Raw genomic sequence first — 11,757 nt, forward strand, 5'->3', positions numbered from 1 at the left:
CCGGTTCAGGCGCTGATTCTTTGTATTTCCGTGATGTTCCTGACCGGGTTGTCCGAGGCGAAACGGACAATTGTTGCCCCGTTTTGCATGGGGCTGACCGTGCAGTTCAAAGAGCCGCCGGATTTTAGGATCAGTTCAGCCGACCATTCGGCCCGATTCTCGCGCGCGGTGACGAATTCGCGGATCTCGCCAAGGATCGGCGTGGCGGTGCAGTACTCCTGCCATTGGCGTGTGATTTCCAGCACCGTTGCTGGTTCGAATCCTACTTCGCCGCTGTCGCCCCACAACACCTGATAGGCGTAATTTGTGATCGCCAGCGAACCGTCATCCGAAAACACCGCGATGGCATCAGCCAGCTTGTCCAGAATGGATTGCATAAGGTCCGTTTCAGCGCGGAACCGTCGGGTCAGTGTGATTTCGGCGGTGATATCTTCGAACAGGAAAGCCACGGCCCCATCGGGATGCGGGCGACCACTGACGGAATAGACCGATCCTGATGGCAGCGACCAGGTTTCCTGATAGTTCCCGTCCTGTGCCGCCTCCAGAAGGTCGTTCATCTGGCGCCGCCAACTGCGATAGTTCTTAGGCTCGGGCATCATATGCTGGTCGCGAAGCCGGTCAAAAAAGCTGGACAGGCTTGGGCGCAGGCTCAGGAAGTCGGGTGGCAGGGTGGTCAGATCAATCAGCGCTGGATTGAACAGGGCCAGTTGCCGGTTGCGGTCAAAGATCGCTAGGCCAATGGAGAGCTGTGCGAAGGTTTTGGTCATGGTCTGCACAAACTTGCGCTGTGCTGTCTCGGCTTCGACAATCGCGTTGATATCGACGGCGTAACACAACTGATCCTGTTCGTGTGCGACCTGGGTCAGGTCAAACCAGAGCTTGGCATCGCTGTCCCTGACCGGAATCGAGACACGGGTTTTTCGACTCAGCTGCGCCTCGTCCCTGTGAGAAGGAAACAGAGGGTCCGTCAGATCGGCATCCGGTCCCGCGATCTTGCGAACCAACCGTACATAGGCCGCATTGCACCAGCCCACCTTGTCACGGTGATCTATCAGCCAAACAGGGTAGGGCGCCTGCTCCATCGCCAAACGAATTGGATCGCGCTGGTCACGGCGTGGCGCAGGGATGGTCCCCGTCAGATCACGTAATTGAACCCGAATGATACCATCGATCCATTCGCACAGAACCTCGCGCTCGACTGTGCAGTCGATGGCTGAAACGGCGATGTTGCCCCCGGACCGGACAATCTCGGGCGTTTCGGGGAAAGCGGGAAAATCACGTTGCAGCAAACGCCGCAGATCAGCCCAGTTGCTGACGGATTCGTAACCTGCCAGCGCAATATCGGAGTGGCTGATCAACCGGTCGCCATCGAACAGGAAGACAACATCGAACAGCGCTCCGGGCGCTGACAGCCCGAAATCTCTTGTTTTGGCCTGATGGCGTGGCAAGAGCCACAATATCGCAAAGCTGGCCGAAACCACACTGATTGCGGCCAGAACGATCCATTCGGCCATTGCTCCAACCCCCGGGTAAAACGTTTGAATCTATATGAACAACAATGGTTAACGGGGTCTTAACTCAGATCTGGAACGGTTGGTTGGCGCCCGAGGGAACAGGAGTGTCCCCGGTTTGCGCGTCGATCAGCTTGCGCGGCCAAACGACATTGACGATCGCCCCCCTGCGGTCCGGTTGGTCAGTCAGGGTCTGATAAGGGTCCGCGCCATTGGCGAAGCTCAGTTCGGCACCGCTGCGTTCCAGCAGGGTTTTGGCGATGAACAGACCCAGCCCCATGCCTTCGTATTCCGGCCGACTACTGCGATCGGCGCGGCGGCGGCGCATGAATGGGTCACCAATCCGACCAATGATGTGGGAGGGGTAGCCGCGCCCATCATCCATGATCGAAACGCTGATCCGATCAGAGGTCCATTCAGCTTCGACCCAGACCGTCGACTGGGCGAAATCCACTGCGTTCTGGATCAGGTTGCGCAGCCCGTGAATGATCTCGGGCTTGCGCAGGATCGAGGGCTGCTGCACATCGCCATCCGCAACTGGTCCTTCGTCGAAATGCACCACTTTACCACGATTGATATGTGGCTCTGCCGCTTCATGGATCACGGTGGACAGAGGCGCCTGACGCAGGTGCAAATCATCTTTCCCAGCTCGGCCCATATCGCGCAGGATGTCGCGGCAGCGGTCAGCCTGTTCGCGGATCAAGGCTGCGTCCTCCATCAGCTCAGGCCGGTCGTCCAGCTCTTCGATCAGTTCTGAACTGGCCAGCTTGATCGTTGCCAGCGGCGTACCCAACTCATGCGCGGCTGCGGCCACCACACCACCAAGATCAGTCAGCTTTTGCTCGCGCGCCAGCGCCATATGGGTGGCCGAGAGCGCTTCGGACATCGATTGAACTTCGGAACTGATGCGGTGCGAATAGGCGCCGATGAAAACGATGGCGATGATAATCGCCGCCCAGTTTCCGAACAGCAAAATATCGGGGATATCCAGCACCAACCCCAGATTGGTTCTCAGCGGGAGGTGGAATTGCGCCAGCAACGTGGTCAGGATTACCGCAACGCTACCGATGATCAGGGTCGAGCGGGTGCTCATTACATTCGCAGAAATCGTCACCGGACCCAGCAACAGCAGCGCAAACGGGTTGTTTAGCCCCCCCGTCAGATACAACAGGATCGACAGCTGCAGCAGATCGAACAGCACCATCAGGAAGTTCTCGAATTCCGACAAGCGCTTGTTTTCGGGAAACAACAGAATCGCCGTGAGGTTACCCATCACCGAAATGCCGATGACGAAATAACACAATGCCAGCTCAAGCTGAACGTCGTAATATTTCTGTGCAACCGTGATGGCCGTGAACTGGCCGATAATGGCGACCCATCGCAGCAGGATCAGCGTGCGCAGCCTGATCCAGGTACTGCGCTCCTGCCCACGCCAAAGACTGGTGTTGGAATTCGTCATCTGTCGATTATGTCCTATTGCGTCGGTCCGACATGTTGATAGGTGTCCCGGCAGAATCGATCAACATCCCCTTTCGTATAAGGATACGCGCCATGGTTCGTCTTTATGCTATTCTCGCAACTGTTGTTCTTGCAATTGGTCTTGGCGCCATGTGGCTGTTGACGAGGGGCGGCGCGGACGACAAATACGCGCAGTGCCGCTCGTCTCAGATTGCGGGCGGGAGCGCGGCGATCGGCGGGCCGTTCGAACTGCTTAACGCCAAGGGTGAGACGGTAACCGACAAGGATGTGATCACCGAGCCCACGCTTGTCTACTTCGGTTATACCTTCTGCCCGGATGTTTGCCCCTTTGACATGTCGCGCAATGTCGACACGATCGATTTGCTGGCCGAGCGCGGTCAGTCGGTGACGCCGTTGTTCATCTCGATAGACCCGGATCGCGATACCCCCGAGGTCGTGGGCGATTTCGCATTCAACCTGCATGAACGCGTGATTGGCCTGACCGGATCGCCCGAGCAGATCAAGGCGGCCAGTAAGGCGTACAAGACCTATTACAAGGCCCAAGACAAAAGCGATGAGTATTATTTGGTCGACCACTCGACCTTTACCTATCTGATGACGCCCGAGGATGGGTTTCTGGAATTTTTCAAACGCGATGAAACGGCCGAGCAGATGGCGGACAAGATTGGCTGCTTTCTTGATCAGGCCTGATCCTCAACAGTCGGTTTGACCTTTGGAATGGCGCTGCTATTACTCATGTTTAAGCCAAGAGGCATGAAATAGCGGAAAGACCCACATATGGCAGACAGTTCCCAGCTTGAAATCGGCCCCGACAAATCGCTGCTGCTGGTAGATGATGACGAGCCGTTTCTGAGACGTCTGGCCAAGGCCATGGAAAAACGCGGATTCGAGGTTGAAACCGCGGGTTCCGTCGCCGCAGGCCGCGCCATTTCCACAGCCCGCCCACCTGCCTATGCCGTGGTTGATCTGCGACTTGAAGATGGCAATGGGCTGGACGTGGTTGAAGTGCTGCGCGAAAAACGCCCCGACAGCCGGGTTGTGGTTCTGACCGGTTATGGCGCCATCGCCACCGCCGTTGCGGCGGTCAAAATTGGTGCAACCGACTATCTGTCCAAACCCGCCGACGCCACTGACATCACCAACGCTCTGTTGGCCAAGGGCGACGAACTGCCCCCGCCGCCGGAAAACCCCATGAGCGCCGACCGCGTCCGCTGGGAACATATCCAGCGCGTTTATGAGCTGTGCGACCGGAACGTCTCGGAAACCGCGCGCCGGTTGAACATGCACCGCCGGACGTTGCAGCGGATTCTGGCGAAGCGTAGCCCAAGGTAGACCCGTAAACTCAATAGTGTGTTTTCCCGGGCCGTTCCAAACGACTTTCAGGGCGCGGGTTGAGCCTGAGTTTGGAGCCTCAGCGCGTAATTCTTAAGGCAGGCAGAGTGCGCGCACCCAACTTTAGGCAATAACAGCAACTCATCAACCTTTGCCTGTAGCTTGCCACCCATCGCCAGCATTCGATCATCCACAACGCTGTTCTGGTTGTACTTGTTCCAATACCTTTCACGAAACCGGCTGGACCGGTTGGGTGCATCTGTCGCTTTCGTGCCTTGCCCGCGCTGCCGCTTGAGCGCGAAACTGTCTCGCGTTTTCACCGGGTAGTGAATGACAGCAGCCCAATCGTGTGTAGACAGATGCTCGGGCGCGGCGCCCAGCGCATGTCTTCGTCGCAATCCCGAACGATACATGCGTTCGTGCATCGGCAGGCCCGCAGCATTTACAAATTGCGATCCATCGTTTCGAAAGTCCGGTCGCAAGTAGGGCCGGTGCAGGCCAAACCCCCGTATTTTATCGGACTTTCGAAAAAGCGTTTTGAAGTAGTGATGCAAGTTATGATCTGTATCGGCACGCTCTAGGAACCGTTGCGTGACCAGCCCCGGTTCCCACTTGTCGTTGCCCCCATTTCCAAAGATCAACCAATTCACCGCGACGCCTTCGGCGAAACCGGAACAGCATTCAATGAGACCTGCGACCTGATTTTCATCGTTTGCACAGAAAAGAAACTCATCGCTATCAAGCCACATCAGCCAATCGGCATCGTTAAGCGAAGGATGCGCATAGGCCGTTTCCGCCGCTGTATGCTGTGGTACTTGCCCGGGTTTCAGATCTTGCAGAACATGGGAAATAACCCCGTTTTTATCCAGCGCATCAAGCAGCTCGGCGGTGCCGTCTGTCGAGTCATTGCTGTAAATCAGAATAGGATCAAACCCGACCAGCAGATGATACGCGACCCACTCAAGAATAAACGGCCCTTCATCCTTGGCGCAGGAGAATAGCCCGACCTTCATATCGGCTTGGCCTGAGTGGGTTTGATCATGATCGCGGTTCTTCCTTGCACGGCCTATCTTCTGAAGATGATATTACGTTGAGTTTGAAAGGCATTTTCATAGCCACGATCAGAAAGTGAGGCAAACAGGCGTTCGGCGCTATCACCAAGATTCACGGTTTCCAGCTGTAGATATTGGGGAAGCGCTGCATCTTCTGCGCTTTCAAGAAAAGGCATAAGAATGTTCGGCTCGTGCCCTTCAACATCAAGCTTGGCAAAATCGGCATCATGCAGATGTGTAAGCTCAAGCAGTGTTCGGGTCTGCACCTCAATCGTATCGTATTTTGATAGCTCCAGATACGCTGGGTCGTTTGCCAAGCGCGCCTGACCAAGATTGGTGGCCGTGTCGCCCCGCTTTTCTATAATAAGTGTCGCCTCACCAGTTTCGCCCGCGATCGCGAAAGTGTTCAGCTCCACGTTGCCAAATCCGTTCAGAGAGCAATTATTGCTGAGGCGTTCGGCCAGTGTCGGATTAGGCTCAAACGCATGAATCCGGGAGTCCGGGCTAAGAATTGACGACAAGAAAAGTGAATACAGACCAAAATTTGCCCCGATATCCAAAACCTTGAGAGTCTTCCCCGCAAAGCTTTCTTTCAGCCAATTCAGCTCAAGCTCTTCCGGAGACCGGCCCTTCTGCCAAAGAGAGAATTCGCTGAAATTGTCATAAGGGTGCAGGTGGATTCGAATGCCCCGGTAGGCGATCAACTGTGGCAGCAGTGACTTTCGGATCAGATTGCGCACCCGCCCTCGGCCTGTCAGATTGTACGCTTCACGTAAACACGCGTTGGCATATTCCATCTGCGCGTTCGTGACCGGTATCTGGCTGTCTGCGTCGCTCATCTGAACCTGCGTCCGATTATGGTCTTGTTTTAGCGGAAAATTAGCATAGGCCGAGCTGCTGATCTATTGGCGACCTAAATGCTGCCCAACAATTCCTGATGCCGCGCGGTATAGGCCTGCCGCACCTCAATCGGGGGACGCAGTTTGATCTGCAACCCCTCTAATATTGCCTTGTCCGGACGACCAAAGAACTTTGATGCTTCGGTATCAGAAAAACCCGCGATCTGCGTCGCCTCCATCCAGGCGCTGATCTTGTCCGCCTTCTTGATCTGGCGTTTCACTGTTTTTGGTACCACGGCGGGCAACCCGAAACGTATATGAATCGCAGCAGCCAGCCGGTCGTCTAAATCACCATAATCCGGGCCAACGGCGGATTTCACTGGAGAGATCATGTCACCAATCACATATTCGGGGGCATCGTGTAACAGTGCCGCCAACCGCCATTTCGTCGGTGCATTTGGTGCGATGCGGCCAAAAAGCTCTTCCACCAGCAAGGAATGCTCGGCCACGGAATAAGCAAAATCCCCGTTGGTCTGACCGTTCCACCGCGCCACAAAGGCCAGCCCGTGCGCGATATCTTCGATCTCGATATCCACGGGTGTCGGGTCCAGCAAATCCAGCCGACGGCCCGACAGCATTCTTTGCCACGCTCTGGGTTGTGTTGCCATTTTACCATGCCTTGTGAACTGGGACACGTTCAATTCGCGTTCTTGTGGTATGATGTATCTGTCTGGATCACATGGTGCCAACAATTTCTTGAGCATTCGTGCTTTGAACCTGCGCGACACGATCCCGACATCAAGGACTGAGGGGGGTGCTGACTCCTCCCAGTTGCGCCCTCTCGAAACGAAACTCGTATCGAAAGGAGCTTGCTATGTTCAAGCGTTTGTTTGCAATAACCCTGACCTTCGGAATGGCCGCAACCGCGCCACCTGCCTTTGCCCAGAACTGCGCAGAGCGCGAGCACGTGATTACCAAACTGCAAGACAATTACTCCGAGGAATTAACCTTTGGCGGTCTTCAGAAATCACGTGGCGGGCAGACGGTCATGGAGGTTTGGACCTCGAAGGAAACGGGAAGTTATACCGTTTTGGTGACCCAGGCGAACGGCATGAGTTGTATTGTCGCCGTTGGCACTGATTTTTTTGAAGCGATCCCCAAAATCAAGGCAGAGGGTACGCCAAGCTGATATTTTGTCACCAGACTTCCTGTTTCCGGCCATCCACATTGCCTCCTGTCCCAAGGAATGCTAGGGGCAGCCCGGACCAAGATTTACCGGAGTGGAGAACCTGATGGCCGGGGACTATATCGTTAAGGACATTTCGCTGGCCGGGTTTGGCCGCAAGGAACTGGATATCGCTGAAACGGAAATGCCGGGGCTGATGTCCCTGCGCGCCGAATATGGCGAAAGCAAGCCGCTGAAAGGCGCGCGGATCGTCGGCTCACTGCATATGACCATCCAGACCGCCGTTCTGATCGAAACACTGGTGGCGCTGGGTGCTGATGTGCGCTGGGCGTCGTGCAACATCTTCTCAACGCAGGACCACGCGGCGGCGGCGATTGCCGAGGCTGGTATTCCCGTTTTTGCCATCAAGGGCCAGACGCTGGAAGAGCATTGGGATTACCTGGACAAATCCTTCCTGTTCGACGAAGGCCCCAACATGATCCTGGACGATGGCGGCGACGCGACGCTGTACATCCTGCTGGGTGCACGTGCCGAGGCAGGAGAGGACATTATCCCCGTTCCCGGTTCGGAAGAAGAAGAGGTGATCAAGAAGCAGATCGCCAAGCGCATGGCCGCGTCTCCGGGCTGGTTCACCAAAATGCGCGACCAGATCCAAGGCGTCTCTGAAGAAACCACCACCGGTGTAAACCGCCTGTATCAGCTGGTGAAAGACGGCCACCTGCCGTTCCCGGCGATCAACGTGAACGACTCGGTCACCAAGTCGAAATTCGACAACAAATACGGCTGCAAGGAATCGCTGGTTGACGGTATTCGCCGCGCCACCGACACCATGATGGCCGGTAAGGTTGCCGTGGTCTGCGGCTATGGTGACGTGGGCAAAGGCTCGGCGGCTTCGCTGCGTGGCGCAGGCGCCCGCGTGAAAGTGACTGAGGTCGACCCGATTTGCGCGCTGCAAGCGGCCATGGACGGGTTCGAAGTCACCCTTCTGGAAGACGAAGTCGCAAACGCCGATATCTTCATCACCACCACCGGCAACAAGGACGTGATCCGCATCGAGCACATGCGCGAGATGAAGGACATGGCCATCGTCGGTAACATCGGTCACTTCGACAACGAAATTCAGGTGGCCAGCCTGAAGAACCACAAGTGGACCAACATCAAAGAACAGGTGGACATGATCGAGATGCCCTCGGGCAACCGCATTATCCTGCTGTCCGAAGGCCGCCTGCTGAACCTCGGCAACGCCACCGGTCACCCCTCGTTCGTGATGTCGGCCTCTTTCACCAACCAAGTTCTGGCCCAGATCGAGCTGTTCACCAAGGGCGATGAATACAAGAACGAAGTCTACATCCTGCCCAAGCATCTGGACGAAAAAGTTGCCCGTCTTCATCTGGACCGGATCGGCGTGAAGCTGACCCAGATGGACAGCGATCAGGCGGCCTATATCGGCGTAAAACCCGAAGGCCCATACAAGCCGGAACACTACCGCTACTAAGTGCGAAAGACGCATGACCAAGCCTTCCAGACGCCGCCGAATCCTGCTTTCGGCGGCGTCTTTTCTTTTCGGCCTCTTAACGCTGTTGACCTTGTTGGGCGGCGGCGTTTGGTGGCTGCTTGCCCATCCCAATACGCCTGTACCCCCGCACTGGAACCCGCTGCGTGATCTGACCGTGACCGCGCCAGTGACTCCGGTCACTCCCTACCAGTTGAACCGCGCACTGGCGGATGACGCTTTATGCCGTGCAGCCTTGGCCGAGGCTGGAGCTCGGTTTGATCCGCTGGACGATCTGGTGGTGGACCAGAATTGCGGAATCGAGGGACGCGGCCGGTTGTCCGGTCTGGTGAACGCCCGCGTCACTGCAGTCGAGACCCGGTGTGCCACAACTTTGCGGCTTGTCATGTGGGAACACCATGTTGTGCAACCCGCTGCGCAGCAACTACTGGGGACTTCCGTCAGCAGAATGCGCCAGATCGGCAGCTATAACTGCCGCCGGATGCGGACCGCGCAAGGACAAGACAATGGTTGGAGCAGTCACGCCACTGCGGACGCGATCGACATCGTCGGAATGGATCTCTCGGACGGGCGCAGCTTGAACCTGCTGGCTGACTGGGACGCTGACGGGCCCGAGGCCGATTTTCTGCGCCAGATATGGCGCGGAGCCTGTGACTGGTTCCGCGTGGTGCTTGGCCCTGACTACAACCGCTTACATGCCGATCACTTCCACCTGCAGGGGCCCGGCTGGGGCTACTGCCGATAGTACCTCAGCGTAGAGGTGGGATAAAATCGCCGCGGCCCTGTGGCGTGAAATCCAGAACATTCCACAGTGGCCAAGCCGCATCCACGTGCCGGGGATGCCAATCGCTGGGTTCAAAGAACAGCTCGGAACTCCAGAAGTGATGAATGCCATCAGGGAGCTGTTGAAAGACATTCAGGATGGGAAGCTGATCACCCCCGTCGGTCTCGGCCAGATAGTCACGTTGGTAATTCGTCCCTAATGCTGAGTAGAGCGGCAGCGCATTCCAACCCATCTCATCCTTGAGCGCCGAGAGTTTTTCGGGCGTATTCTGCGCCACTACGGCGACCGAGGCGTTCTGCTTCAGATGATGAACCTGAGAGTTCAGCCCATCCAGAAACGCCGAACACATAGGGCAGGGGCGTTCCGCGTCGGGTCCGTACATCAGCGAATAGATAATCAGCGTATCCTTATCGCCAAACAGCGACGACATAGGCGCACCCTCGCCTGCCAGATCTCGGAACGCATAATCGTTAGGGGTTTTGCCTCCGGTTGGCAGAGAACGGCGCAAGGCCGCGACCTCTTCAACCTTTGCTCTCAGGTCCCGCTCGGCGGATAGAAGTGCATTACGAGCTAACCGATATTCGGTGGTTTCATTCGGTAACGTTACGGGCATGGGGACCTCCGGGAATCATAATTAACAAAAATGTTAAATAATAAATCTGAAAAAATCAAATCACCGAGTCCCGCGAAGTTCAGCCTAGGGGGAAACCTTGTGATTTTTCCCTTTTGGGAATTCCGCCGACAAGGCTAGTCTCTCGTGCATCGGTAAAAAGTTCCGTGACAATGGATTAAGGAGATTGGGACATGGGCAAACGCGACGAATTGATCGCCAAATACGCTGAAGATCTAAAAGGCAAATGCGGGATGGACCCCGATATGGACCTGCTGACCAAGGTCACCATCGGTTGCGGTCCGGCGATCTATGACGCGGATGCGTCGACAGTGGCGGCCAGCCAGGAAGGCGAGCTTGAGACGGTCAAGAACAACTTCCTCATCAAAAAGCTGGGACTGTCGGATGGTCCCGAACTGATGGAAGGGATTAACAAGGCCATGGAGACCTATGGCATGTCCGAGCGTAACAAGTACCGCGCTGTCGTCTATTACATGCTGACCAAGCATTTCGGCAAAGAATCGGTCTATAGCTGATCCAGCCAAGAACCATTTCAGCACCCGTCGGTCTTACCGGCGGGTGTTTTGTATTTGATTGAAACTCTAAATACTTGGCGTTTGAAGCGCGGTTCTGAAATCGGCTAAGGTCAGGTCATGACCAGGACGGTCAGAACCAATAGATTTCCGTATGCGTGTGGTGAGCTTGGGAGCACGCGGGGTAGGGAAGGTTCTGAAGTCGTCAGGGCCTTCCCTTTTCATTCAATCCGCCTCTGTCTCGCCCAAAGCGCAGATCAACTGCCATTCTGTATCGCTGACCGGCTGCACTGAAAGGCGTGAATTCTTGACCAGAACCATTTCACCCAAACGCTCATCCGCCTTGATCTGATCCAGTTTGACCGGAATTGTGAAAGACCGGACGGCTTTGATATCCACGCATTCCCAACGCTCATCATCGGTTGTGCTGTCGGGATGGGCCTCGGCACAGACTTCGACAATGCCGACAATCTCCTTGTCCTTTTGCGAGTGGTAGAAAAAACCCCGGTCACCAATCTGCATCTGACGCATGAAATTGCGGGCCTGGTAGTTGCGCACCCCATCCCATTCCTCGCCCGCGTCCCCCTTGCCGACCTGCTGATCCCAGCTCCAGGTCGAGGGTTCGGATTTGAACAGCCAATACGCCATCAGCCGATGACCTTTTTCCACGGGATCAATTCAACCGAGTCGAACAGGTCGGCCAGCGCGTAGGGGTCATTTGCGGCCCAGGCCTCAGCGGCGGCCAGATTCTCGACATCCAGAATGACCAGCGATCCGATCATCGCATCGCCGTCCAGTAACGGCCCGGCCTGCGCCACAACACCGGTTTCTTCAATGTAAGCCAGATGGGCCGTGCGGTTGTCCAGCCGGGTCTGTAGGGCACCAGCTTTATCCCGGGCGATCAGGGCGATGAGCATT

Annotated in this window: 14 protein-coding genes; 6 read left to right on the plus strand and 8 right to left on the minus strand. The window is 56.1% G+C overall.

Features of this window, described 5'->3' with window-relative positions; all coding sequences use genetic code 11:
• Nucleotides 1–5: 5 nt before the first annotated feature.
• Nucleotides 6–1,514 (minus strand): PAS-domain containing protein, encoded by a 1,509-nt coding sequence (locus ACR0CZ_RS17815; RefSeq protein WP_170397863.1) that lies wholly within the window; start codon nt 1,512–1,514, stop codon nt 6–8.
• Between the two features lie 64 nt (nt 1,515–1,578).
• Complete coding sequence (regB, locus tag ACR0CZ_RS17820; RefSeq protein WP_170397866.1) at nt 1,579–2,970, minus strand: sensor histidine kinase RegB; 1,392 nt, start codon at nt 2,968–2,970, stop codon at nt 1,579–1,581.
• Between the two features lie 92 nt (nt 2,971–3,062).
• Here regB and ACR0CZ_RS17825 point away from each other — a divergent pair, with 92 nt between their 5' ends.
• Nucleotides 3,063–3,680: an SCO family protein gene (locus ACR0CZ_RS17825; RefSeq protein ID WP_170397869.1), complete on the plus strand. Its 618-nt coding sequence runs from the start codon at nt 3,063–3,065 to the stop codon at nt 3,678–3,680.
• Nucleotides 3,681–3,767: 87 nt separating this feature from the next.
• On the plus strand, nt 3,768–4,322 hold the full coding sequence (locus ACR0CZ_RS17830) for an ActR/PrrA/RegA family redox response regulator transcription factor (RefSeq protein ID WP_039542641.1): 555 nt from the start codon (nt 3,768–3,770) through the stop codon (nt 4,320–4,322).
• Between the two features lie 47 nt (nt 4,323–4,369).
• On the opposite strand, the gene ACR0CZ_RS17835 is transcribed toward ACR0CZ_RS17830, so the two are convergent.
• The 3 genes from ACR0CZ_RS17835 to ACR0CZ_RS17845 form a co-directional block, all read right to left on the minus strand.
• The gene (locus ACR0CZ_RS17835; RefSeq protein WP_170397872.1) at nt 4,370–5,335 is read right to left on the minus strand and encodes a glycosyltransferase family 2 protein; all 966 of its coding nucleotides are present in this window, start codon (nt 5,333–5,335) and stop codon (nt 4,370–4,372) included.
• A 53-nt stretch (nt 5,336–5,388) separates the two neighbouring features.
• A complete protein-coding gene (locus tag ACR0CZ_RS17840) occupies nt 5,389–6,213 on the minus strand; it encodes an FkbM family methyltransferase (protein WP_170397875.1) in 825 nt (274 codons plus the stop codon).
• A gap of 74 nt (nt 6,214–6,287) precedes the next feature.
• Nucleotides 6,288–6,881 carry an HD domain-containing protein gene (locus ACR0CZ_RS17845; RefSeq protein WP_170397878.1) on the minus strand — a complete coding sequence of 198 codons (594 nt, stop codon included), beginning with the start codon at nt 6,879–6,881 and terminating at the stop codon, nt 6,288–6,290.
• 206 nt (nt 6,882–7,087) lie between these two features.
• Here ACR0CZ_RS17845 and ACR0CZ_RS17850 point away from each other — a divergent pair, with 206 nt between their 5' ends.
• The 3 genes from ACR0CZ_RS17850 to ACR0CZ_RS17860 all read left to right on the plus strand — a co-directional run bounded on the left by ACR0CZ_RS17850 (nt 7,088) and on the right by ACR0CZ_RS17860 (nt 9,657).
• Nucleotides 7,088–7,402 (plus strand): hypothetical protein, encoded by a 315-nt coding sequence (locus ACR0CZ_RS17850; RefSeq protein ID WP_170397881.1) that lies wholly within the window; start codon nt 7,088–7,090, stop codon nt 7,400–7,402.
• A 103-nt stretch (nt 7,403–7,505) separates the two neighbouring features.
• Complete coding sequence (gene ahcY, locus ACR0CZ_RS17855; protein WP_170397884.1) at nt 7,506–8,894, plus strand: adenosylhomocysteinase; 1,389 nt, start codon at nt 7,506–7,508, stop codon at nt 8,892–8,894.
• A 13-nt stretch (nt 8,895–8,907) separates the two neighbouring features.
• Nucleotides 8,908–9,657 carry an extensin family protein gene (locus tag ACR0CZ_RS17860; protein WP_170397887.1) on the plus strand — a complete coding sequence of 250 codons (750 nt, stop codon included), beginning with the start codon at nt 8,908–8,910 and terminating at the stop codon, nt 9,655–9,657.
• A 4-nt stretch (nt 9,658–9,661) separates the two neighbouring features.
• Here ACR0CZ_RS17860 and ACR0CZ_RS17865 read toward each other — a convergent pair whose 3' ends face one another.
• Entirely contained in the window at nt 9,662–10,309 is a 648-nt protein-coding gene (locus ACR0CZ_RS17865; RefSeq protein ID WP_170397890.1) for a DUF899 family protein, read from the minus strand.
• A 191-nt stretch (nt 10,310–10,500) separates the two neighbouring features.
• On the opposite strand from ACR0CZ_RS17865, the gene ACR0CZ_RS17870 reads away from it, so the two are divergent.
• Entirely contained in the window at nt 10,501–10,842 is a 342-nt protein-coding gene (locus tag ACR0CZ_RS17870) for a DUF2853 family protein (RefSeq protein WP_170397892.1), read from the plus strand.
• A gap of 222 nt (nt 10,843–11,064) precedes the next feature.
• On the opposite strand, the gene ACR0CZ_RS17875 is transcribed toward ACR0CZ_RS17870, so the two are convergent.
• Both ACR0CZ_RS17875 and ACR0CZ_RS17880 read right to left on the minus strand, forming a co-directional pair.
• A complete protein-coding gene (locus ACR0CZ_RS17875; RefSeq protein ID WP_170397911.1) occupies nt 11,065–11,487 on the minus strand; it encodes an EVE domain-containing protein in 423 nt (140 codons plus the stop codon).
• The gene (locus tag ACR0CZ_RS17880) at nt 11,487–11,756 is read right to left on the minus strand and encodes a YciI family protein (protein WP_170397914.1); all 270 of its coding nucleotides are present in this window, start codon (nt 11,754–11,756) and stop codon (nt 11,487–11,489) included. The genes ACR0CZ_RS17875 and ACR0CZ_RS17880 overlap by 1 nt, the downstream gene beginning before the upstream one ends.
• Nucleotide 11,757: the final 1 nt, after the last annotated feature.

The sequence above is a fragment of the Ruegeria sp. H9 genome (genome assembly GCF_056532915.1).